Origin of the sequence: Streptomyces alboflavus (genome assembly GCF_000716675.1) — a bacterium.
GTDB lineage: Bacteria > Actinomycetota > Actinomycetes > Streptomycetales > Streptomycetaceae > Streptomyces > Streptomyces alboflavus.
Genome location: NZ_JNXT01000016.1, coordinates 49650 through 70592, shown reverse-complemented (window position 1 = coordinate 70592; position 20943 = coordinate 49650). Strand labels below are relative to the sequence as shown.

At 73.1% G+C, this 20943-nt stretch carries 23 protein-coding genes and 1 tRNA gene; 15 read left to right on the top strand and 9 right to left on the bottom strand.

Going from position 1 to position 20943, the window contains the following annotated elements:
• Positions 1 to 172 precede the first annotated feature (172 nt).
• Together OO63_RS14145 and OO63_RS14140 are read left to right on the top strand one after the other, a co-directional pair.
• Positions 173 to 502 (top strand): hypothetical protein, encoded by a 330-nt coding sequence (locus OO63_RS14145; protein WP_030358504.1) that lies wholly within the window; start codon positions 173 to 175, stop codon positions 500 to 502.
• A gap of 108 nt (positions 503 to 610) precedes the next feature.
• Positions 611 to 1231 (top strand): hypothetical protein, encoded by a 621-nt coding sequence (locus OO63_RS14140; RefSeq protein WP_234311166.1) that lies wholly within the window; start codon positions 611 to 613, stop codon positions 1229 to 1231.
• On the opposite strand, the gene OO63_RS14135 is transcribed toward OO63_RS14140, so the two are convergent.
• A complete protein-coding gene (locus tag OO63_RS14135; RefSeq protein WP_030358506.1) occupies positions 1198 to 2160 on the bottom strand; it encodes a GlxA family transcriptional regulator in 963 nt (320 codons plus the stop codon). The two genes, OO63_RS14140 and OO63_RS14135, sit on opposite strands and share 34 nt — an antisense overlap.
• A gap of 88 nt (positions 2161 to 2248) precedes the next feature.
• Positions 2249 to 3130: a S1 family peptidase gene (locus tag OO63_RS14130; protein WP_033264124.1), complete on the bottom strand. Its 882-nt coding sequence runs from the start codon at positions 3128 to 3130 to the stop codon at positions 2249 to 2251.
• 203 nt (positions 3131 to 3333) lie between these two features.
• On the opposite strand from OO63_RS14130, the gene OO63_RS47380 reads away from it, so the two are divergent.
• From OO63_RS47380 to OO63_RS45380, 7 genes are all read left to right on the top strand, one after another.
• Complete coding sequence (locus OO63_RS47380; RefSeq protein ID WP_033264123.1) at positions 3334 to 4395, top strand: GlxA family transcriptional regulator; 1062 nt, start codon at positions 3334 to 3336, stop codon at positions 4393 to 4395.
• A gap of 135 nt (positions 4396 to 4530) precedes the next feature.
• Entirely contained in the window at positions 4531 to 4767 is a 237-nt protein-coding gene (locus OO63_RS14120; RefSeq protein ID WP_030358509.1) for a hypothetical protein, read from the top strand.
• A 137-nt stretch (positions 4768 to 4904) separates the two neighbouring features.
• Positions 4905 to 5141, top strand: a complete 237-nt coding sequence (locus tag OO63_RS14115; protein ID WP_051810848.1) for a hypothetical protein — start codon at positions 4905 to 4907, stop codon at positions 5139 to 5141.
• 5 nt (positions 5142 to 5146) lie between these two features.
• Entirely contained in the window at positions 5147 to 5683 is a 537-nt protein-coding gene (locus OO63_RS14110) for a DUF6879 family protein (RefSeq protein WP_033264122.1), read from the top strand.
• Entirely contained in the window at positions 5680 to 6516 is an 837-nt protein-coding gene (locus OO63_RS14105) for a helix-turn-helix domain-containing protein (RefSeq protein WP_030358512.1), read from the top strand. Before OO63_RS14110 ends, OO63_RS14105 begins: the two co-directional genes overlap by 4 nt.
• Before the next feature lie 92 nt (positions 6517 to 6608).
• Positions 6609 to 7085, top strand: coding sequence for a hypothetical protein (locus OO63_RS45385; protein WP_051810847.1), 477 nt, complete (start codon positions 6609 to 6611; stop codon positions 7083 to 7085).
• Positions 7082 to 7249 carry a hypothetical protein gene (locus OO63_RS45380; protein ID WP_157853997.1) on the top strand — a complete coding sequence of 56 codons (168 nt, stop codon included), beginning with the start codon at positions 7082 to 7084 and terminating at the stop codon, positions 7247 to 7249. The genes OO63_RS45385 and OO63_RS45380 overlap by 4 nt, the downstream gene beginning before the upstream one ends.
• A 58-nt stretch (positions 7250 to 7307) precedes the next feature.
• Here OO63_RS45380 and OO63_RS14095 read toward each other — a convergent pair.
• Positions 7308 to 7382, bottom strand: a tRNA-Val gene (locus OO63_RS14095).
• A gap of 250 nt (positions 7383 to 7632) precedes the next feature.
• Here OO63_RS14095 and OO63_RS14090 point away from each other — a divergent pair.
• The 5 genes from OO63_RS14090 to OO63_RS14070 all read left to right on the top strand — a co-directional run bounded on the left by OO63_RS14090 (position 7633) and on the right by OO63_RS14070 (position 12435).
• A complete protein-coding gene (locus tag OO63_RS14090; RefSeq protein ID WP_030358514.1) occupies positions 7633 to 8430 on the top strand; it encodes a DUF4097 family beta strand repeat-containing protein in 798 nt (265 codons plus the stop codon).
• A gap of 227 nt (positions 8431 to 8657) precedes the next feature.
• Complete coding sequence (locus OO63_RS14085; protein WP_199819488.1) at positions 8658 to 10028, top strand: coiled-coil domain-containing protein; 1371 nt, start codon at positions 8658 to 8660, stop codon at positions 10026 to 10028.
• A 153-nt stretch (positions 10029 to 10181) separates the two neighbouring features.
• On the top strand, positions 10182 to 10703 hold the full coding sequence (locus tag OO63_RS14080) for a DUF4383 domain-containing protein (RefSeq protein WP_033264121.1): 522 nt from the start codon (positions 10182 to 10184) through the stop codon (positions 10701 to 10703).
• A gap of 59 nt (positions 10704 to 10762) precedes the next feature.
• Positions 10763 to 11386 (top strand): bifunctional 4-hydroxy-2-oxoglutarate aldolase/2-dehydro-3-deoxy-phosphogluconate aldolase, encoded by a 624-nt coding sequence (locus OO63_RS14075; RefSeq protein ID WP_030358517.1) that lies wholly within the window; start codon positions 10763 to 10765, stop codon positions 11384 to 11386.
• Positions 11383 to 12435, top strand: a complete 1053-nt coding sequence (locus tag OO63_RS14070; protein WP_267885476.1) for a sugar kinase — start codon at positions 11383 to 11385, stop codon at positions 12433 to 12435. The genes OO63_RS14075 and OO63_RS14070 overlap by 4 nt, the downstream gene beginning before the upstream one ends.
• Positions 12436 to 12459: 24 nt before the next feature.
• Here the strand turns inward: OO63_RS14070 and OO63_RS14065 are convergent, their stop codons facing one another.
• The 4 genes from OO63_RS14065 to OO63_RS14050 all read right to left on the bottom strand — a co-directional run bounded on the left by OO63_RS14065 (position 12460) and on the right by OO63_RS14050 (position 17456).
• Positions 12460 to 12681 carry an FmdB family zinc ribbon protein gene (locus OO63_RS14065; RefSeq protein WP_030358519.1) on the bottom strand — a complete coding sequence of 74 codons (222 nt, stop codon included), beginning with the start codon at positions 12679 to 12681 and terminating at the stop codon, positions 12460 to 12462.
• A gap of 145 nt (positions 12682 to 12826) precedes the next feature.
• Positions 12827 to 13678, bottom strand: a complete 852-nt coding sequence (locus OO63_RS14060; RefSeq protein WP_033264120.1) for an HAD family hydrolase — start codon at positions 13676 to 13678, stop codon at positions 12827 to 12829.
• Positions 13675 to 16236 carry a phosphoribosyltransferase gene (locus OO63_RS14055; RefSeq protein ID WP_169786611.1) on the bottom strand — a complete coding sequence of 854 codons (2562 nt, stop codon included), beginning with the start codon at positions 16234 to 16236 and terminating at the stop codon, positions 13675 to 13677. The genes OO63_RS14060 and OO63_RS14055 overlap by 4 nt, the downstream gene beginning before the upstream one ends.
• 53 nt (positions 16237 to 16289) lie before the next feature.
• The gene (locus OO63_RS14050) at positions 16290 to 17456 is read right to left on the bottom strand and encodes an HpcH/HpaI aldolase/citrate lyase family protein (RefSeq protein ID WP_030358522.1); all 1167 of its coding nucleotides are present in this window, start codon (positions 17454 to 17456) and stop codon (positions 16290 to 16292) included.
• Between the two features lie 355 nt (positions 17457 to 17811).
• On the opposite strand from OO63_RS14050, the gene OO63_RS14045 reads away from it, so the two are divergent.
• A complete protein-coding gene (locus OO63_RS14045) occupies positions 17812 to 18717 on the top strand; it encodes a TerD family protein (protein ID WP_030358523.1) in 906 nt (301 codons plus the stop codon).
• A 31-nt stretch (positions 18718 to 18748) separates the two neighbouring features.
• On the opposite strand, the gene OO63_RS14040 is transcribed toward OO63_RS14045, so the two are convergent.
• Positions 18749 to 19495 (bottom strand): TerD family protein, encoded by a 747-nt coding sequence (locus OO63_RS14040; protein WP_030358524.1) that lies wholly within the window; start codon positions 19493 to 19495, stop codon positions 18749 to 18751.
• A 234-nt stretch (positions 19496 to 19729) separates the two neighbouring features.
• Positions 19730 to 20878, bottom strand: coding sequence for a DUF475 domain-containing protein (locus OO63_RS14035; RefSeq protein ID WP_030358525.1), 1149 nt, complete (start codon positions 20876 to 20878; stop codon positions 19730 to 19732).
• Positions 20879 to 20943: the final 65 nt, after the last annotated feature.

Genomic DNA, 20943 nt, shown 5'->3' with positions numbered 1-20943 from the left:
CCGGTACGAGGGCCGAACGAGCCCTCGTACGACCCCGTGACAGCGGGCCCGCGCGCCGGAGCCGCCCCCGCTCCGCGCCCGCGCGTCCCCTGTCACCGATCACATCTGTCATCGATCACAGCTGACGCCATGCGACCCGGGCTGCCCGCGTCCAGCGTGCGGAGGTTCAGCCATGAACATGTTGATCGTCGCCGTACTAGCCGTCCTGATCGCCCTGGGCTTCCAGCAGCCCCTGCTGTGGGTGGCCGCCGCGGTGCTCGTCTACTTCCTCGTCCGCCATCACGACAGGGCCGCCGCCCGGCCGGGACCGTCGACTGGCGGGGCCGGTGCGGGTGGTGCCGGAGGCACGGGCAGTGCGGGTGGTGCGGGCGGCGGGCGTTCCGGAGGGGGCGGCTTCACCCCCTCCTCGTACCGCGACTACCGCATCCGGCGGGCCCGCCAGGAGCGCTGGGACCGCAGGTACCGGCGCACGCATCCGGCGTCGCAGCAGCGCCGCCGGTAGCGTCCGGCCCGGACGCTCACCAGTACGGGTGACAAGGCGCTTAGCGCGGCGGTCCGTGGGGAGGGTGCGCATGCACCGCGCACCGACCAGCCCCCAGGAGCCCTCCGCATGCGCCGAGACGCCACCCCTCGAGACGACCGAGAGGCCGGGGCACACCTGCCCACACCGGGCCGGTACGCAGCAGGTCGGCCCGCACGGCGCCCGCACACGCTCGCGCCCCTGCCCCTCCTGCTGCTGCTCACCGTCCTGACCGTCGGCTGCGCGCCGAGTGCCGAGCGGAAGCCCGGACTGCCCCCCGCCGACACGATCAAGGCGGCGCAGCAGCAGCTCACCGACACCTGTCTGACCCGCAAGGGCCTGACCCCGCCGCGCCCCGGCGACCGCCCCCCGTCCGCCGCCGAGCAACAGCGGGTGGCGCGGGCCCTGTTCGGCACCGGCCGCACGGAGCTGTCCCTGACCCTGCCCACCGGCCACGCGGTGCGCGCCCACACCGACGGCTGTCTCGCCTCGGCCCAGCGCACCCTCTACGGCGACCAGCGACGCTGGTTCCGCGTGTCCACGGTCGTCAACAACCTCAAGCCGGAAGCCGCCTTCCGCAAGCAGCCGCTCACCGAGATCCGCGACCGCCACCGCGGCGACCTCGCCGAGTGGCGCCGCCTGCGCGCCCGGGCGCTGATCAACGCGAAGGCCCACCTTCAGTCGGAGTCGCGCCGGGCCGCCGCCCGGTAGTCCCGGGGTGTGCGGCCGGTCGCGTCGCGGAAGTGCCTGCGGAAGCCCGCCGACGAGCCGAACCCGACGCGCGCGGCGATCTGTTCGATCGTCGCGTCGTCGTGCTCCAGGAGGTGCCGGGCCCGGTCGAGGCGCACGCGCAGCAGGTACTTGAGCGGGCTGAGCCCGGTGTGCGCGCGGAACCTGCGGTCGAGCGTGCGGGGGCTGAGGCGGGCGTGCGCGGCGATGTCGGCGAGGGTGAGGGGCCGGTCCGCGGACGCCTCCAGCCACCGGACGGTCGGCTCCAGACCGCCGGACTCGGCGAGGGCGCGGGCCAGTTCGGCGCGCGCGGCCCCGGCGTCGTCGTACACGGGCAGGACGAGCTGCCGGGCGGTCGCGGCGGCCACCTCGTCGCCGTGGTCCTCCGCGACGAGCCGCAGCCACAGGTCGAGCCCGCCGAGGAACCCGGCCGACGTGCGGAACGGCCCGTCCACGACGAGGGTCCCCGCCGGGTCGACGGCCACCCGCGGGTGGCGCGCGGCCAGTTCGGGGACGTGGCTCCACTCGGTCGTGGCCCGGCGGCCGTCGAGCACCCCGGCGGCGGCGAGTGTGAACGCGCCCGTGCCCACGGCGAGCACCCGGCTCCCCCGGCCGACCGCCGCGCGCAGGGCATCGGCCACCCCCGGCGGCGGCTCCGCCCGGAACCCGTCGTGCCCGGCCACCAGCACGGCCCCGGCCCCGGCCAACCCGTCGAGCCCCCGGTCCGCGGTGACGGTCAGCGGGGCGGGACGTGCGGTGGTGACGGTGCGCGGGACCGCGCAGACCCGCAGCTCGTACGCGGCCCCGGGGGCGCTGCGGGCGACGGCGTCCAGGACCAGGCCGGGGGTGGTGAGCTGGTGGGCGGGGACGCCGTCGAGGACGAGCAGCGCGATGACCGGTACAGCTGACATACCCGGCATTATCCGCATCCGCCGGAAGTCATCTGCATCCGCCGGGAGTCACCTGCATCCGCCGGGAGTCACCTCTTGCTCCGGCCGCTCAGCGCCGCGAGGCGATCGTCTTGTCGATCCACTTCTTGTACGCGGGTACGGAGGTGTAGATCCCCGGGCCGCCCGCGCAGCGCCGGTCGACGGCCGCGTCACCGTCGCCGGAGGTCGCGCCGACGAGCTGCCAGCGCCCGCCGACCCGCTGGACCTGCGGCCCGCCGGAGTCGCCGTTGCAGGCCATGGCGTCGCGGACCAGGCTCTGCGTGCACAGCTCGGTCTTGCCCTTGATGTCCAGGCACTTGCCGGCCGCGGCCCGACGGGTGTCGAGCTCCTGGAGGCGCTCGGAGAACTTCCACTCCTCCAGGTCGGTGCTGTCGACGGTCGTGCCGAAGCCGAGGATCCGGGTGTGCGCGCCGACCTTCGGGGCGCGGTCGGCGACGGGGATCGGGGCGTACCGGGTGACGGGCCGGTCGAGGCGGAGCAGGGCGATGTCGTCGTGGGAGCGCTCGCCGCCGCTGACGTCGTAGTCGGGGTGGACGACCTTCTCGACGATGGTGCGCACCGTGCCGCCGGAGCTCAGCCGGTCGCTGCCGACGCGGACCTTCCCGGTCGGACGGGCCACGAAGTCGTCCTGGGCGCAGTGGGCGGCGGTGACGACCCACTCGGGGTCGATCAGGGTCCCGCCGCACACGCCCTTCAGCTTGCTGCCGTCCTCCTGCTCCACGGTCATCGGGACGGACACCATGAACGGGTACGCCTTGGTGGCGTCCTTGCCGCCGACGACGGCCTGGGCGCTGCCGGTGAGGCCGGTGGCGCACAGGGCGGTGGCGGCGCCGAGCGCGCCGAGACCACCGAGGACGCGCCGGGCGGTACGGGACGGGCGGGAGGCGGGAGCCGACTGTGCGGGAGTGGCTGAAGTGACCGGAGCAGACATGGAGGTGCCCTTCGCCTGATGCGTGTGCTGAACGCAGCTGCGTGTGCTGAACGCGGCTGAATGAAATGGGTGAACAGCTGAGGTGAACGGGCGGACGGCGGTGGCATGCACACCACCCGGCCCCGCCTCGTGTTCCTCCATGTTCCGTGGGCCCAGGGGCCAGGAAAAAGCGTCCCGCTGCCACCGTGGGCTAAATTCTGGCCATGCCCGTGATCGCGCTGCTCGCGCTCGACGGGGTGCCCGCGCCCCAGCTCAGCACTCCGGCGCTGTTGTTCGGCGCGGCTTCGCGGACGTTCTACCGCCGCCCGCCGTACGAGCTGCGGGTGTGCGCCGCGCGGGAGACGATCACGACGGCCCCGCCCTGCCCGCTCCAGGTCACGCCGGAGCGGGGCCCGGACGGCTTGGCGGACGCGGGGACGGTCCTGGTGACGGGGTACGGCGCGTGCCCCGACCCGCCTCCCGCCGACGTACTCGCCGCACTGCGGGCGGCCGCCGACCGGGGCGCCCGCATCGCGTCGATCGGCACCGGCACCTTCGCCCTCGCGGCGACGGGCCTCCTGGACGGCCGCCGCGCCACGACGGCCTGGTCGCACGCGCCCGAACTGGCCCGCCGTCACCCCCGCATCGAGGTGGAACTCACCGACTGGCCGGTCGCCGACGGCCCGTTCCTCACGTCGGCGGGCGTGCTCGGCGGCAAGGACGTCTGCGTACGGATGATCGAGGAGGACCACGGCAAGGAGGCCGCCCTGGAGGCGGACCGCCAACTCTTCCTGATGCTCCCGAACCCGTCGGACGCGCTGCGGGCGGCACCACGCACACCCCACGGCCCCCACAGCCCCCACGAACCCACCACCGAACCACCAACGAAGAACCCACCACCCCCGCCCAACTCACCACCACCCTCCGAACCCACTCCCCTCACCCCCACCACCACCTGGCTGGAGTCGAACCTCCACCGCCCCCTGACGCTCACGGACATCGCGGCCCACGCCCGAACCAGCGTCCGCAGCCTGAACCGAAGCTTCCGCGTCCACACGGGCCTCACCCCGCTCCAGTACCTCCTGCGCGCCCGCGTACGCCATGCCCAGTGGCTCCTGGAACACACGGACACTCCCGTGGAGAACATCCCGGCCCGCACGGGCCTCGGCACCCCCGCGAACCTCCGCCACCACTTCCAGCGCCTCAACGGCACCACCCCCACGGCGTACCGCACGGCGTTCCGCACACTGGTGTCCCTGTTCGCCCCGCCGGACGAGCCGAAGTAGCAGCCCCCGCACCCGAGTTCACCGACGACGGCACCCCGACACCCACTTCGATGGGTTCCCCCTCGGTTCCCACCCGATCACACCGACCGCGCCGCTACGCTCCGGGCCCTCAACACCCGCCCCCGGGGGGGACCCATGCGCCGCTCGACCATCTTCATCCCCACCTCCACCCTCACCATCGCCGCCGGCATCACCGGCCTCGTCCTCTGGCTGAACCACTCCTCGTACGAGGACCGCGTCGAGGACTGCGCCCAGGCACTGGAGCAGCAGTACGCGGAGGGCGGCAAGGGCCGACCGGAGACGTGCGACGGGGTCAGGAAGGGCGACTACGCGGCGCTCGTCGCGGACGCCGAGACGGCCGCCGGCCCGTAGCAGCAAGGCCGTCCAGCCCGCTGGTTGCCCGTACGGAAGATCTTCCGATCGATTTCGAGCAATCGCCCGCAATCCGCCAGCGCCACTGCTCCGGCACGCCGCATCCTGTAACCCAACCAGCCTGAATGGAGAGCGACATGACGCTCCGGTTCATCGGCACGACCTCCGATCACGGGAACTGTCCGACCTTGTACGAGGTCGTCGAGACGGGCGAAATCCTGGTGCAGGGCGAGCGGGAGACGGACCCCGAACACCTCGCCCACCTGCGGGACGTGAAACCGTCGGAGACTTTCGTGCGCATCCCGCGCGAGCTGCTCACCCGCTTCGCTCCGCGCGACGCCGAAGCGTCCGACGAACCGCAGGACAAGGAGTAGTCGAAGTGCCGGACCTGATCCCCTTCGACGAGATCACCCATCTCTTCACCGACTTCGAGCACACCGCATGGCGCCTGGAGACCCGGCGCGGGTACGCCTCGGACCGTCAGAGCCCCAAGTGGGGACGGTGGAAGAACGGGGAGGACATCGCCTGCGAGCCATCCGACTCCTGGCGAATCGGCGTCAGCAAGCAGGTGGCGCAAGGCAAGCGGTATGAGCGCGTCCGCCTGGTCGACAACCCTCCTACCGAGGGGCAGCGGTTCCTTCTCGCCTCCGGCCTGGGAAACGTCGCCGCGGGCGAGGACATCCGCAACATGTGGCGCGCGGACGCCGTTCGGCTTGGCCTGCCGGACCACGACTTCTGGCTGTTCGACTCCCGCACAGTCGTGAGGTTCGTCATCGACGCCGACAACGTGACACTCGGGGTGCACGTCCTGGAGGACCCCCCGAGCGTCGTTCACGCGTGCCAGGTCCGAGATCTGGCTTGGCATCATGCGGTGCCTACCAGGGAGTTCCAGGCGCAGGTACCGTCTGAGCTGTGACCACCCACCCCGACGCCGACCGGGTAGCCCTCGGTGCGCGGCTTCGTGAACTGCGCACCGACGCGGGTCTCACCGGGAAGGACGTGGCTGCTCGGTTGCGGTGGCAGCGGTCACGGGTCAGCAGGCTGGAGACGGGAAAACAGACGCCGACACCCAGTGACCTTGATCAGTGGGCCGCTGCTGTGGGCGCGCCCGAAACCGCGGCCGACCTGAAGAGCCGACTGCGTGGCGTACGGTCGCAGCAGCGTGCTTGGCGTCGGCAACTCGCCTCCGGCCATCGCGGCGTACAGGAGAAGTACGTCGCGGAGTATCGGCGCACTTCGGCGCTACGCGGCTATGAAGCCACCGTTGTGCCGGGTCTCTTCCAGACTCCGGAGTATGCGCGCCATCTGCTGATCGCAAACGCCGATCTCATGGGCACGCCGCGCGACACCGAGGCCGCGGTGCGAGCTCGCATGAAGCGGCAGGAAGTCCTGTACGAGATGGACAAGACCTTCCGCATCCTCCTGTGGGAGGGGGCGCTGCACGCTCTCGTGTGCCCGCCCGAGGTCATGGCCGGTCAACTCGACCGGCTGATGGGCCTGATGGGGATGACGTCGGTGTCCTTCGGCATCGTGCCGCTCGGTGCGCCGCTCAGGATCACGCCCAAGCACGGCTTCTGGATCTTCGACGAAGAGCGGGTCGTCGTCGAGACCATCAATACGGAGCTGCACTTGGAGTCGGCCGACGACGTCACCTTGTACGGCCGCGTGTGGGACCGGCTCAACGAGTCCGCGTTGCACGACGCCGCTGCTCGGCGTCTTCTGGGCCGCGCTCGCGTTGCGCTCGGCTGATCCGTGCTCCTCCTCGCACCGTCCGTAACGGACCACGCAATCCCGCGCAATCAGCGCACAGGCGCACGAAAGCTGTCCCTACGGTCCTGACCATGGACTCATCGACGTGCTCCGCGCACCGCAGGGCGGTCTGCAACTGGCTCGCCCGCACCCACCCGTTGCCCGAACAGGCCCACGCCGAATGGGCCCATCACGGCCTCGCCCTGCTCCCTCTCGGCCGTCGTTTCGACGCGATCCGGATTCCGGCCGGGCGCATGCGCGGCGTGGTCGGCAGCGCCGAGCCGGACACCGTGGCCAAGGTCCTGGCGGAGTGGCTGCACGGTCCGGTCCTCCGCGACACCCGCTACAGCGAAGCCCCGTACTACGCACTCGTACCCCCGGGCACCCCATGGCCCGACACGGAGCAACACCTGGGCGCCGACGCCTACCTAGGCGTCCCCCGCCCGGACGGCGTCACGCCACTCGCGGCCTGGGTGGTCCCACCCCGGCACCCGGGCCACCTCTGCGACCCGGCGCGCCTGCGCACTCTGCTCGCGACGGCCGACAGCCCGACGGCGGCCGAGACGTGACCGAGGGCGCCACCTGGCACGCGGACCAGCTGTACCGCGCCCACCTCCACCACCTGCGCGACTGCCCGGCGTGCGGCAGGGACGACGCGTGCCCTGAGGGCACCCGCCTGCGCCAGGCCGTGCGCGCCGCGCGGCTCGCGGCCGACGTGAGGACGCAGGGATGAGGGCGAGTGTCACGTACGCCGAGGACCCCCGGCCAGGATCGGCCGGAGGTCTTCGCACTGGTGGGCGCGGACGGTTTCGAACCGCCGACATCTGCCTTGTAAGGGCAGCGCTCTACCCCTGAGCTACGCGCCCGGAATGTTCCGACAGCCTACCCTGCCGGTGGGGCGGCCCCGCAAACCCCTGGTGGGGGTGGGGGCGGAGGTCGCCGGGGGTGCGGGGGTCAGCCCCACCTCGGATTCGGTGGGCAGCCGGATCCCCTTGGTGGGCGCGGGTTCGTACGGTCGTCCTGTGCTTGCGGCAGGGGCTGTGGGCAGGTGAGCAAGGGGAGCGTGTCATGGCCGTGCGCAGTCGTCGTCCGGGGCAGGGGCGGAGTCCGCGTGGGATGCGGGTGCTGGTCGCCGTGGGGACGACGAGTGCCGTCGTCGGGCTCGTCGCGGCGTGCGGGGCCGATGCCTCGGACGACTCCGATCCGGAGCGGCGGTCGTTCGCGCTGTCGGGGCGGACCCTCACCGTGGACTCGGACGACTCGGCGGTGGAGTTGGTGGTCGCGGGCGACAAGGGGGCCAGGGACGTGCGGGTGACGCGGTGGTTCGACGGGCGGACCGTGCTCGGGAAGAGCCCCAAGGTGACGTGGGACATGGACGGGGACCGGCTGACCCTGCGCGTGAAGTGCAGCGGGGTCATCAGCAACTGTTCGGCCAAGCATCGGGTCGTCGTGCCGCGCGGCACCGCCGTGGATGTCGTGAACAGGGACGGGTCGGTGACGGCCACCGGGTTCCGGGAGCCGCTGAAGGTGCGTACGGCCGACGGGTCCGTGCGGCTGCGCGACGTCAGCGGGCCGCTCGACCTGCGCAGCGTCGACGGGTCCGTGCGCGCCGTCGGCGTCACGTCGAAGCGTGTCAGCGCCACCTCCAAGGACGGCTCCGTGCGGCTCGACCTCGCCGCCGCCCCCGACCGGCTCCAGGCCCGCAGCCAGGACGGGTCCGTGGACATCGCGCTGCCGGTGACGGGGAGCAAGGGGAGCAAGGGGAGTGGCGAAGGTGGGGCCGCCTCGTACCGCGTCGACACCGAGACCGTCGACGGCGGCACCGACGTCACCGTCCCCCGCGACGACCGCAGCCCCCACCACGTGTCCGTGCGGAGCGCCGACGGCAACGTCACAGTGCGCAGCGCGAACTGACCGGCCCGTGTGTTCGTCCCTAACCGGTGGGAGAATGAACCGGGCAGGGCGAACAGCACGGGAGAGGGACAGTGACGGCGACACCTCCGCGGCCGTACACAGGGAACAGATGGGCGTCGTCGGCGGTGTCCGCCGCAGATGCCGTCGTCTCGCGCTGCGGCGCCGCCGTGAGCGGCGGGTCGCGGCGGCGGAAGCCGCGCCCACCCCTGCCGACCGGGCGCCCACTCCTGCCCGTCGCGCGCCCACCCCTGCCCGCCGGGCGCCCACCCCTGCGGGCCGCCGCCCGCGACACCCTCGCCCTGGTCCTGCTCCCCCTGCCCCTGCTCGCCGCCGCCCTGCCCGCCTCCTTCGCCGGCGGCGGTACGCGACGCTGGTTCGGCGGACGCGGGGAGAGCGTGCGGGCCGAGGCGCAGGCCGCGAAGGACGCCGCCGCGGCCGCGTTCTACGAGCTGGACACCGCGCAGCGCGACCTGCGGATCTCCATCGAGACCATCGCGGCCGTGGACTCCTCCCCGGCCGCCCGCAAGGCCGCCGCCGACTTCGAGGCGTTCGGGCGGCGCATCGACGAGGTGAGCCATCAGTACATCACCGCGGTCGACGCGCACGACCTCGACCGCGACGACCTGGAGACGTCGGCCGCCGCGCGGGCCCGTGCCGAGCTGACCGAGGCCAAGGACGCGCTCGGCAGCGCCAAGAAGGACCTGGACCGGTTCACGCAGGGCCTGTCCCCGCTGCTCGACAAGGCCGAGACCCAACTGGCGCGCCTGGCCCCGGCCGTGGAGCGCGCCCGGCAGACACTGCTCGCCGCGAGCAACGCCCTGGACGCGGTCCGGGCCGCGGGGCTGAAGGCCGACGATCTGGCGGGCCGCCTCGCCGCGCTCGCCCCCGAGCTGACCAAGCTGAACCAGGGCGCGGGACAGCACGGCGTCGCCGACACGCTGCAGCGCGCCGACCGTGTCCTACGGGACGGCGAAGCGGTCCGCGCCGAGGCCGAGCGGCTGCCGGAGCGGGCCCGTGAGATCGACCGGCGGCTGGTGTCGCTGCGGACTCGCGCGCAGGCGCTGACCACGCGCAGCGACCAGGTGCAGCCGATCCTCAGCGAGCTGCGGCGCCGGTTCACCGCCGCCTGCTGGCAGGACCTCCAGCGGGTGCCGCAGCAGGCCGAGGAGAACGTGCGGCAGGCCGAGACCAAGCTGAAGGAGGCGCAGCGGGCCCGCGAGGACCAGCGCTGGCCGGACGCCACGGCCCTGCTGTCCACCGTACGAGCACTGCTGAACTCCACCGACGAGGCCGTGTCCGCCGCCGGTGACCGGCTGCGCCGCCTGAACGCCGTGTCGAAGGACCCGCAGGCCGAGATCGAGCGCACCCGCTTCGCCGTCCGGGACGCCCAGCGCCTGGCCATGGCGGGCCGCAGCACGCCCGACCCGCGCCACGCCCGCCCCCTCGACGACTCGGTGGCCCGCCTGGACCGGGCCGTCGCCGCCCTGGAGGGCCGCCACCCCGACTACTGGCACTTCCTGACCGAGACGGAGGGCGTGCGCACGACCGTCGCCCGGGTCGTCGCCCAGATTCGGGAGGAGCGGGGGCAGGGCGCCTGAGGCCGCACGTAGGCCCCCGGCGAAACCACGAATGTGCTGGTCGGTGGGCCTCTTGTTGGCGGTCGGCGGCCGCCGGGCGGATCCTGGAAGGACGAAGGCCGGGCCTTTCGCGCGCATCGAAGGATGCGCCTTGAAGGATTCAGGGAGGCGGACATGGCCACGCACGTACTTCATCCCGGGCCCCGGTCCAAGGACCGCAGGCGGCACGTCACCCTCGACGAGCATCTGCCCGTCGACCACCGGCTGAGCCGGATCTACCGCTTCGGCGCCGGTCTGATGGGCCTGGTCCTGCTCGCGTTCGGCATCCTCGGCCTGATCGACAAGATCGGGTTCTTCGACACCCGTGGCGACACCGTGGCGGGCCTGAACACCAACGGGGCGCTGAGCGTCCTGTCGATCTGCGTCGGGCTGCTCCTGTTCGCCGGGATGGTGATCGGCGGCAACTTCGCGTCGACGCTGAACATGGTCCTCGGCATCGCGTTCATCCTCAGCGGCTTCGTCAATCTCGCCCTGCTGGAGAGCAGCTTCAACTTCCTCGCGTTCCGCATCCAGAACGTGCTGTTCAGCTTTGTGGTGGGCGTGCTGCTGATGTTCTTCGGGATGTACGGGCGCGTCAGCGCGACGCTGCCGCACGACAACCCGTACTGGAAGGCGCGCCACCCGGACCAGGTCTGACCAGGGCGGTGCTCCGGGGGCGCCGGTCCGCGCCCGGGGCCCTGTGCGAGCCTGGGGGCATGGTCGACTTCATGCAGGAGCTGCGGACCCGGCGGCTCGTCGCCATCGTGCGCGGCACGGACGCGGAGGCGTCGTTCCGTACGGTCATGGCGCTGATCGAGAGCGGTGTGCCGCTGGTCGAGGTGTCGCTCAGCGGCCACGACGCGCTGGGCGTGCTGCGCCGGGCGCGCGCCGAACTGGGTCCCGACGCGTGGCTCGGCGCGGGCACGGTCCTCACGGCGGACGACGCGGCGCGCGCGGCCGACGCGGGCGCGAACCTGGTGGTGACGCCGGGACTCGGCCCGGGCGTCGACGCCGCTGTCGGCCGGGGCCTGCCCGTCCTCGCGGGGGTCCTGACGCCGACCGACGTGATCGCGGCCGGGGCGGCGGGCGCGAGCGCCCTGAAGATCTTCCCGGCGTCGGCGGTGGGCGGGCCCGCGTATCTGAAGGCGTTGCGCGGGCCGTTCCCCGGCCTGCCGTTCGTGCCGGTCGGCGGCGTGGACGCGGCCGCCGCCGCGGAGTACCTGGACCTTGGCGCGGTCGCCGTCGGCGTGGGCTCGCCGCTGGTCGGTGACGCGGCGGACGGCGGGGACGTGGGCGCGCTGCGGGCGCGGGCCGCGCGGTTCGTGGCGGTGTGCGGGTGAGCGCCCGCGGGGCGGACGTGCCCGCCTCCCGTGAGAGCGCGGACGCACCCACCTCCGGCGAGAGCACGGACGCGCATGCGCTCGGTGGCAGCGCGGACGTCCTCACCTTCGGCGAGAGCATGGTCGCCCTGCGCGGCGACGGGCCGCTGAAGCTCGGCGGGTCGATGGCCGTGTCCGTCGCCGGGGCCGAGTCGAACGTCGCCATCGGACTGTCCCGGCTCGGCCACGGCGTCCGCTGGACGGGGGCCGTCGGCGACGACGAGGCCGGGGAGCTGGTGCTGCGCACGCTGCGGGCCGAGGGTGTGGACGTCCGCGGCGCGGGCCGGGACGCGGGCGCGCCGACGGGGCTGCTGCTCTTCGAGCCGCGGCTGCCCGAGGTGACGCGGGTGCACTACTACCGTGCCGGGTCCGCCGGTTCACGGCTCGGCCCCGACGCCGTGGAGCGGGCCTTCGCCGCCGGGCCGCCGCCCCGGGTGCTGCATCTGACGGGCATCACCCCGGCCCTGGGGCCCGGGCCGCGGGCCGCCTGTGAGCGGGCGCTGCGGCTCGCCCGGGAGCACTCCGTGCGGGTCTGCCTCGACGTCAACTTCCGGTCTCGGCTGTGGAGTCAGGAGGAGGCCGCGGCGGTGATCCGGGACTGGATCCCGTACGTCCACGTCCTCGTCGCCTCCGACGACGAGCTGCCGCTGTGCCTGCCCGCCGACGGCGCTCCCGGTGAACCCGCCGACCAGGCCGGGCTGTTGCTCGGGCTCGGCGTGCGCGAGGTCGTCGTCAAGCTCGGCTCCCGCGGGGCCACCGCGTACACGCGGGGCGGGGAACTCCACCGGCCCGCACGGGCCGTGCGGGCCGTGGACGCCGTCGGGGCCGGGGACGCCTTCGTCGCCGGGTATCTGTCCGCGCTGCTCGACGGGGCGGACGTGGCCGGGCGCCTGGAGCGGGCGGTCACCACGGGGGCGTTCGCCGTGGCCTCCCGGGGGGACTGGGAAGGGGCGCCCACTCGGGGGGAGTTGGGGATGCTGGGGGACGGGGACGGGGCCGTGCTCCGCTAGCCCCGCCCGTCCCGCGCCGGGACGTCAGCCGCAGCAGCCGCCACCGCAACAGCCGCCACCGCCGCCTGCGGCCGCCGGGGCCGACGCCTGTGCCGAGGCCGTGCCCGCCACCGCCACGGTCGACAGGAGCTTCACCGTGTCCTCGTGGCCGGAGGGGCAGGTGGCCGGGGCGGCGGACTCCGCCATGGGGCGGGACAGCTCGAAGGTGGTGCCGCAGGGGCGGCAGCGGTACTCGTATCGGGGCATGGGGACAGGGTACGGGGGTGGGGGCGGCCCCGGGGCGCGGTGCGGTGGGCGTGGGAACGGCTGCCCGGTGCCGCGGGGCCCGCCCTGTGCCCAGCCCGCCCTCTGGGCGGACCAGCTGCCCACAGGGCGGGGTGGGCCCGAAGGGCTACGCAGATGTGGGGCCTGCCAAGAACTCTCGCAGGATCTGTTCGCCTGCTGCGATCCCCCGCTCCGGGAGCACCGTCAGGCCCTTCGTCGTCCAGCCCGTGTCGGCGAGTTCGCCGTGGGAGGGGCGCCAGGAGCGGGTGGCGGCTTCGAGGAGGTCGGCGTCGAGGAGGGAGTCGCCGGCGGCGAGGACCTCGGGGGCGTCCGTGCGGCGGGCGACCTCGCGCATGGCCGCGCTCTTGGTGAGCGGCCGCGGCACGGCGTAGATCTTGCGGCCCTGGAGGGAGACGGTCCAGCCGCGCCCGGCGGCCCACTCCCCCAGCTCCTTGACCCAGCCGGACGGCAGCTGCGCGCGGTCCACGACGAGGTAGGCGAACAGGTCCTCGGCGACGCGTTCCTTCAGGAGCCAGGACGGGTCGGCGGTGCGCAGGAGGTGGGCGCGGACCTCGGCGAGGGGCGCGCACTCGACGGCGAGGCGGCGCTCGACGGCGGCCCGCCACGCCGGGTCGGACTCGCCGTCGACCAGCAGGTGCCCGCCGTTGGCGCAGATCGCGAACTGCGGTACGGGGCCGGGGAGATGGATGCGGTGGTACTGCTCGCGGGTCCGGGTCGTCGTGGGCACGAAGACGGTGCGCTCGGCCAGCTCCACGAGAAGCGCGGCGGCGGCCTCCGTGACGTACGACAGGGGCTTGCCCTCGTACACCTCGACGCAGAGCAGCCGCGGCGCGTCGGCGTCGGGCATGCGCAGGCCGAGCGCGGCGGCGGAGTAGATGAGGGTGCGGTCGAGGTCGCTCGCGACGAGCGGGCGGGGGGCGGCGGAGCCGGGGGCGGGAGACGTACGCGGAGTGCTCATGCGCTCGCCACCGCCTTGCCGTCGGCGCCGGTCGCGCCACGCGTGTACTTGGGGTGGATCAACCCGACGCAGGTGTAGGGGAGTTCGGCCACCTCCTCGACGGGTACGCCGCGCTGCTCGGCGAGCAGCCGGACGTGGTCGAGGTCGGCACCCGCGCCCTCGCGGGCGAGGATCTTCCACGGGACCCGGCGCAGCAGCACCCGGGTGGTCTCGCCGACGCCGGGCTTGACGAGGTTCACGTCGTGGATGCCGTACTCCTCGCTGATGCGCTCGACGGCGGCCCAGCCCTCCCAGGTGGGCTCCCTGTCCGCGGCCAGGAGCTCCTTGACCTGGACGTCCACGGCGCCCGCCACCTCGTCGAAGCGGGCCGCTATCGCGTCGACGAAGTCACCGGAGACGTCGGTGTCAGCGAGGTCGCGGTAGAACTTCGCGCCGTGGAAGTCGTCGGGTCCGACCAGGTCCGCGCGGAGCACCGTACGCGATATCAGGCCGGACACCGTGGAGTTGAGGCACGCGGACGGGATGAGGAAGTCCTCGCGGGTACCGTATGTGCGCACGCAGGAGCCGGGGTCGGCGAGCACCGCCACCGCCGGGTCGAAGCCGTGGGCGCCGCCCGCCGCCTCGAACTCCTCGATCGCGGCGGCGAGTTCACGGGTGATGGCGCCCTTGCCGGTCCAGCCGTCGACGAAGACGACGTCGGCCGGGTCGTGGTGCGCGGCGAGCCAGCGCAGCGCGTTCGCGTCGATGCCGCGGCCGCGCACGATGGACACGGCGTAGTGCGGCAGGTCGAGGCCGCGCCGGGCCTCGGCCCAGCGGCGCATCAGGACGCCGACGGGGGTGCCCGCGCGGGCCAGGGACACGAGGACGGGGCGGCCGGTGCCGCCCGCGCGCTCGGCGAGGACGGTCTCGGTGACCGTGCCGACGGCCTGTGCGATGCGGGCCGCGGAGGTGTCGAGCGCGGCCCGGAACAGCTCCTGGTAGCGCGGGCTCGGCTGGTACTCCACCGGCAGCGACTCGGCGTAGTGCGCGCCGCCGCTTTGGATGGCCTCCTCGCGCTCCTCGGTGGGCGCCTCAAGCGTGACGTCCGACAGGTCCTGGAGCAGCCAGCCGACGTCCTCGGGCGCGTAGGAGGAGAAGGCGGGGCCGCGGAGGGGGTCGGGCAGCATGCGGGGTTCCTGATCCTGGGGGGCGTGCGGGGAAGGGTGCGGGGCGGCGGTCGGGGACGGGACGTACGAGGGGACCACGGCGAGCAGGACGTGTCCGGTGTGCGCGGACAGCTCGGCCAGGAGGCCGTCGGGCGCGTGCAGCGCCTCCGTGTCCGCGACCGAGTCCACGACCGCGACGACCGCGTCGAAGCCGCCGCCCGCCACGTTGTACGCGTAGCGCGGGCCCGGGCCGTCGGCCGGGTCGTCGTGCGCCGGGAAGACGAGGCGGGTGCGGATGGCGTAGCCGGGGTCGTCGACGGCGAGGACGGGTGAGCGGGTGGTCGTGGAGTAGCGGACCTCGACGCCCGCGGCGCCCTCGCCGACGCCACCGGCCTCCGCCTCACCCCCGCCCAGCCTCCGCTCCAGAGCCACGCCCAGCGCCAGCGGCGCGTACATCAGCTCCTCGAAGCCGAGCACGAGCACCCGGCGGGCCTCCTCCGGCAGCGCGGCCGCGACCCGCTCCGCCATCTCCGGCAGGGCCGCGTCCAGGCGGGCCCGGTGCGCGGCGGTGAAGCCGTGCCTGCCGCCGTCGGGCACCCCGGCCGGCCAGCCCAGGTCGACGCGGGTGACGGGCGCCCGCCCCGCGCCGGGCGCGGACACCGGGGCCGCAGCCGTCTCGTACCGGGCGACCAGCTCCTGCCCCTTGTCCAGGACGTCGGCGGGCAGCCGCACCGTGCCGGAGGCGAGGGCGATGAGGTCGACGCGGGCGCCGATCTCGCGGGCGAAGGCGTCGAGGCGGGCACGGTCCTCGGGCGCGCGCATGTCGACCAGGGCGACGATGACGTACCGCTCGCGCGGGAAGGTCTCGTGCAGGCCGCGGATGGTGTTGAGGACGGTGTTGCCGGTGGAGAACTCGTCGTCGACGAGGACGAGGGCGCCGTCGCCCGCGAGCAGCCGGGGGTCCTCCGGGAGCAGCAGGTGGGAGGTGGCGTGCGAGTGGGACTCCTCGAAGCCGCCCGCGCGCTCGACGCCGGGCACGGGGCGGCGGGTGGAGTGCAGGTAGGGGGCGAGGGCGAGGCCGTCGGCGACGCTGTGGCCGAGTCCGGTCGCGGTCTCCGCGTAGCCGAGGACGAGGGCGCGGGCGGCCTCGTCCGGGCCGAGCAGCTCGCGGACGCGCACGCCGAGGTCGTACCCGGAGCGCCAGATCACCGACGGGTGCTGCGGCACGTGCTTGCCGAGGACGTTCGACACGAGCAGATGCGCCCGCTTGGGGTTGCGGCGCAGGGCGAGCCCGAGCAGCTCCCGCAGCGGCCCCGCCCCGGCGGAGCCGCCGGAGACATCGGCCCCGCCGCTCTCGACCAGCTCGACCCCGAGCCGCTCGGCGACCCACGTACCCGACCACACCACGTCCACTGAATTCCTTGCCTCGCTGATGGGGATCCCCTCGGCACCGTCGCCGACACCGCTCACTGGGGCAACCCCGCACTGAGCAGCTCCACGAAGCCGACGTCCTCGCGCGCGACGCCGAAGACCTCGGCGCGGCGCAGGGTCCGCTCGGCCCAGGCGCGGTGCGGCTTCACCTCGTTCATCTTGTTCGTGTACGCGGACCGCATGACGCCGCCGCCGTCCCGCTCCGGGCGCAGGATGTCCTGGGCGTCGCTGAACTCCTCGTGGCTGACGACCGACAGGGCGTGCACGGGCAGGACGTGCGAGGGGTGGATGCAGGTCTTGCCGAGCAGGCCGTTGGCCCGGTCCAGCTCGATCTCGCGAAGGAGGCCGTCCAGGTCGTGCTCGATCAGGGCCTGGCGCAGCTCCTCGGCGCGGACCTGGAGGAAGGGGCTCTGGCGCAGCTGCGGCTTGAACATCCGCTCCTGGACGCGGAAGTACTCCCAGACGGGCCCGGTGACGGTGAAGCCGGTGCCGTCGGCGCGGCCGAGGTGGTTGACCACGTCCGCGATCACGGACGCGACGATCTGGACGTCGTACGCCGTCATGTGCGGGGGTCGGCGCAGGGCGTACGCGGAACAGAAGTCGGTGACGCCGAGGCGCAGCGCGAGGACCCGCTCGCGGTACTTGTCGACGGTGCGGGCGATGCCCGCGAGGACCTCGGCGCGGCTCTCCAGATAGAGGAGCTGGGGCGATTCGAGGACCGGCATCGCGAAAAGCCGCCGCCCGGTGGCGACCTCGGCGGCCGCGAGGGACTCCAGGAACGGGACGCCGCGCTCCTCGGTGAATTTGGGCAGGACGAATCCGGACAGCAGGCGGATCGCGGGGCCGAGCCTGCGGGCCAGGTCAGGGATCTGCCCTGGGGTGCGGACCCGGATGAAGAGCAGCGGCGGCTCGACGTCCGGCCGTCCGGCGAGGTCCACGAAATGCCGGATCAGATTCTCCTCGGCGGCCACGACGTCCGCGTCGCCGATGGAGTCCTCCAGGCAGATGACCATCGAGATCACGCCACGGCTGGCTTGCTTGAGGATGTCGTCCGCGAGCCGCGGCCGGGTGGCCGGGCTGTACAGCGTGGCGCCGAGGGCCACCGCGAGCAGTTGCGGCGGGGAGTCCGCGGTGAAGGCACACGGCTCCCGATGGAAGAGGCGCGCTCGCACCTCTGGGGCTATGTGCCCGAAATGACGCATGGGGTTCCCCTGGAATTCTCCTGATATCGCCCGTATCGCCGACGCGACCCGACGTATCGTCGACGCGATCCGAAGTGATGTGGCCGGTAATAGTACGTAGGGGCGGGTGTCGGAGGTTCCCTCCGGGCATGAAATTCAGGTAACCCGGCCATGTCGCACACGAGTGCCCCACACCGGCACAGGCAGGTGTCATAGGCCACAAGACGGGCAGGACACGGGCAGGACGGCGCCGGGACCGGCGGGTGTCCGAAAGCGTGCGCCCGGAAGCGGGGCCCGGCAGCCGGGCGGGAACACGGCGGTCCTGAGCCCGGGACCCGCGTTGTCCGGCGCCGGACGAGGAAGGCAGGATGACCGCATGACGCACGCGATGTTGAAGGGGTCGAACGTCCCGCTCGAAGCCGCCGCCGTCCGCGCCGTCCTGCGCTGGACGCCGCGCCAGGGCGCCCCCGACGTCGACGCGTCGGCGCTGCTGCTCGGCACCGACGGCCGGGTGCGCTCGGACGAGGACTTCGTCTTCTACAACCAGCCGCGCCACCCCTCCGGCAAGGTCTGGCGCCTGGGCAAGAAGCGGGTCGCCGAGGGCCTGACGGACACGGTCCAGACCGATCTGGCGGGCCTCGACCCGGCGGTCGGCCGGGTGCTGCTCGTCGCGTCCGCCGACGACGTGCCCTTCGAGCACGTCCGCGCGCTGCGGATCCTGCTGTACGACGCCTCCCCAGCCGCGGCCGACGCGGAGCCCCTCGCGTACTTCGACATCACCCCGGAGACGGGCGCCGAGACCGCGCTGATCTGCGGGGAGCTGTACCGCCGCGGCGAGGGCTGGAAGTTCCGTGCCCTCGGCGAGGGCTACTCCAACGGCCTGGTGGGCCTCGCCACCGACTTCGGCATCTCCGTGGACGAGTCGGAGGCCGTGCCCGAGCCGACGCCCGACGCGTCCGTGCTGCAGACGCAGCGCCTGGGCACGACGGGCCCCGCCCCGGTGCCCCCGGCGCACACCCTGCCGCCCGCGCAGCCCGCGCAGCCCGCGCAGCCGTCGGTGCCGTACCCGGCCACCGCGCCGCCGGCGCCCCAGCCCGCGTACGGCTACCCGCCCCAGCCGCCGCGCTACCCCGCGCCCCAGCCCTCCTACGGCTACCCGCAGCCCGCGCCGACCCAGCCCCCCGTGCCGGCGTACGGCTACCCGCATCCGGTGGCACCCGCGCCGGTGCCGGACCCGAACTTCCGGCTGCCGCCGCAGGGGCCGCAGTTCCTGCCCCGCTGAGCCGCCCCCGGCGCCCGCCCCGCGGGGCCGCTCAGGTGCCGCCCACCTTGGTCTTGTAGCCGCGGCCCCACTGCAGCCCCCAGCCGTACAGCCGGTCGAGCTCGGCCTGGAAGCCGTACACATAGCGGACCTCGCGGCGCACGATCAGCTCGTCCTTGATGTTCTCGACCGTGAGGACCGCGCAGGAGCGGGCCTGCGGGGCGCGCTCCTCCAGGTCGATCTCGACGCGCGGACCGTTGCTGGGGTAGAGCGTCACCTTGGCGTGGGTGCGGTCGAAGGCGGGCGTCTGGTCGTAGATGTAGACGAACACGAGCAGGCGCTTGATCGACTCGCGGTGGTCGAGGTTGACGTAGAGCGTCTCGCCGGAGCCGGAGCCGAACCGGTCGTCGCCGCTGCCCTTCACGTACGGCGGGGAGTTGAGGCTCCCGAAGAAGTTGCCGAGGGGCTGTACGACGCCCTTGCTGCCGTCGGTCAGCTCGTACATGCAGCCCAGGTCGAGGTCCACGTTGACCATGCTCTGGGTGTGCGCCTGCACCGGCTCGGGCTGGAACATCTTCAGCGGGTGCCGCAGCAGGCTGCCGCCCCCGCGCTTCTTGCCGATGAGGTCGGACGTGCGCATCTGCCACGTCAGCGTGACGCGCAGATTGCCCGTGGCGGCGCCCTGTTTGGTCAGCGAGACCGTCGGATGCCGTTTGGTCAGCTCGATGGAGTTGGTCGCGGCGCTGCCCGATGCGAAGTCCATCGAACGCCCCGGCCGCAGACCGTCCCAGAAGGACATGCCACCCCCAGAAGAAATGCCCCGCGTCGGTTGTCGTCACGTCTCGGGGCGGCCCCGGGTCACGCCCCAACTACCGCCCCGCACAGAAGCGTTCCTCGCCGGAGCGGGCCCCACACGTCCGGATCAGGAAGTCGGCCCACCGTATGCCACCCCGGGTACGCCGACGGCGGCGCCCCCGGGTCGGGGACGCCGCCGTCGCGGTGTTTCTGTTCCGGCCGGGTGGCCGAAGGGCGCCTAGACGCCGGACGAGACCTCGGTCTTGTCGCCCGAGCCCGCGCCGTCGCCCTCCGCGGCCGCCAGGGCCTTGTTGCGGCGGACGGACGACCAGAACGAGGCGCCGATCAGGAGCACACCGATGGAGCCGGTGATCAGCTCGTGGATCTCGTACTGGATCGTGATGAGCAGGACCGCGGCGAGGGCGCCGATGGCGTAGTGCGCGCCGTGCTCCAGGTAGACATAGTCGTCGAGGGTGCCCTGGCGGACCAGGTAGACGGTGAGCGACCGGACGTACATCGCGCCGATGCCGAGGCCGAGCGCCATCAGGACGATGTCGTTGGTGACCGCGAAGGCACCGATGACGCCGTCGAAGGAGAACGACGCGTCCAGGACCTCCAGGTAGAGGAACATGAAGAACGCGGCCTTGCCGGAGAGCTGGATCAGGGAGACCTGCTTGCCCTTGGCCCTGGCCTCCTCCTCGGCCTCGTGCTCGCGCTCCTCCTCTTCCTCCAGCTTGTTCTCGAAGTAGCTGGAGAGTCCGCCCACGATGAGGTACGTGATGAGGCCGCCGACGCCGGAGATCAGGACCGTCTCCGCCTTGTCGGCGTGGGTGCCGCCGTGCTGGTGCGCGTGCTTGGCGAAGGTCATCGAGGAGACGAGCAGGACGATGAGCGCGATGCACACCGACAGCATGTCGATCTTGCCGAGCTTGGCGAGCGGGCGCTCCAGCCAGCCGAGCCACTTGATGTCCCGGTCCTCGAAGACGAAGTCGAGGAAGATCATCAGCAGGAACATGCCGCCGAACGCCGCGATCGACGGGTGCGCGTCGGTGACCAGCTGCTGGTACTGGTCCTTGTCGTTGAGCGCGAGCTTGACCGCTTCGATCGGCCCCATGCTCGCGCTGACGGCGACGATCACGACCGGGAAGACGAGGCGCATGCCGAAGACGGCGATGAGGATGCCGATGGTGAGGAAGATCTTCTGCCAGAAGGCATTCATCTTCTTCAGGATTCCGGCGTTGACCACCGCGTTGTCGAAGGACAGCGAGATCTCGAGGATGGACAGGATCGCCACGATCCCGAACGCCGTCCACCCCCCAAAGAGCACCGCTGCGACCAGGCCGAGCGCAGTAACTGCGAACGACCAGCCGAAGGTTTTCAGAACCACTGGCTACCCAATCGTGTGTGTACGGGTCTCCCCCGCGCCGTCCCCGGCTCCGGCTTCGCGAAGCC

What these genes read in the sequence shown, in the direction of transcription:
- OO63_RS14145 (WP_030358504.1), top strand. Translation starts at nt 173, where the DNA reads ATGAACATGTTGATCGTCGCCGTACTAGCCGTCCTGATCGCCCTGGGC.
- OO63_RS14140 (WP_234311166.1), top strand. Translation starts at nt 611, where the DNA reads ATGCGCCGAGACGCCACCCCTCGAGACGACCGAGAGGCCGGGGCACAC.
- OO63_RS14135 (WP_030358506.1), bottom strand. Translation starts at nt 2,160, where the DNA reads ATGTCAGCTGTACCGGTCATCGCGCTGCTCGTCCTCGACGGCGTCCCC.
- OO63_RS14130 (WP_033264124.1), bottom strand. Translation starts at nt 3,130, where the DNA reads ATGTCTGCTCCGGTCACTTCAGCCACTCCCGCACAGTCGGCTCCCGCC.
- OO63_RS47380 (WP_033264123.1), top strand. Translation starts at nt 3,334, where the DNA reads ATGCCCGTGATCGCGCTGCTCGCGCTCGACGGGGTGCCCGCGCCCCAG.
- OO63_RS14120 (WP_030358509.1), top strand. Translation starts at nt 4,531, where the DNA reads ATGCGCCGCTCGACCATCTTCATCCCCACCTCCACCCTCACCATCGCC.
- OO63_RS14115 (WP_051810848.1), top strand. Translation starts at nt 4,905, where the DNA reads ATGACGCTCCGGTTCATCGGCACGACCTCCGATCACGGGAACTGTCCG.
- OO63_RS45385 (WP_051810847.1), top strand. Translation starts at nt 6,609, where the DNA reads ATGGACTCATCGACGTGCTCCGCGCACCGCAGGGCGGTCTGCAACTGG.
- OO63_RS14090 (WP_030358514.1), top strand. Translation starts at nt 7,633, where the DNA reads ATGCGGGTGCTGGTCGCCGTGGGGACGACGAGTGCCGTCGTCGGGCTC.
- OO63_RS14080 (WP_033264121.1), top strand. Translation starts at nt 10,182, where the DNA reads ATGGCCACGCACGTACTTCATCCCGGGCCCCGGTCCAAGGACCGCAGG.
- OO63_RS14075 (WP_030358517.1), top strand. Translation starts at nt 10,763, where the DNA reads ATGGTCGACTTCATGCAGGAGCTGCGGACCCGGCGGCTCGTCGCCATC.
- OO63_RS14065 (WP_030358519.1), bottom strand. Translation starts at nt 12,681, where the DNA reads ATGCCCCGATACGAGTACCGCTGCCGCCCCTGCGGCACCACCTTCGAG.
- OO63_RS14060 (WP_033264120.1), bottom strand. Translation starts at nt 13,678, where the DNA reads ATGAGCACTCCGCGTACGTCTCCCGCCCCCGGCTCCGCCGCCCCCCGC.
- OO63_RS14050 (WP_030358522.1), bottom strand. Translation starts at nt 17,456, where the DNA reads ATGCGTCATTTCGGGCACATAGCCCCAGAGGTGCGAGCGCGCCTCTTC.
- OO63_RS14045 (WP_030358523.1), top strand. Translation starts at nt 17,812, where the DNA reads ATGACGCACGCGATGTTGAAGGGGTCGAACGTCCCGCTCGAAGCCGCC.
- OO63_RS14040 (WP_030358524.1), bottom strand. Translation starts at nt 19,495, where the DNA reads ATGTCCTTCTGGGACGGTCTGCGGCCGGGGCGTTCGATGGACTTCGCA.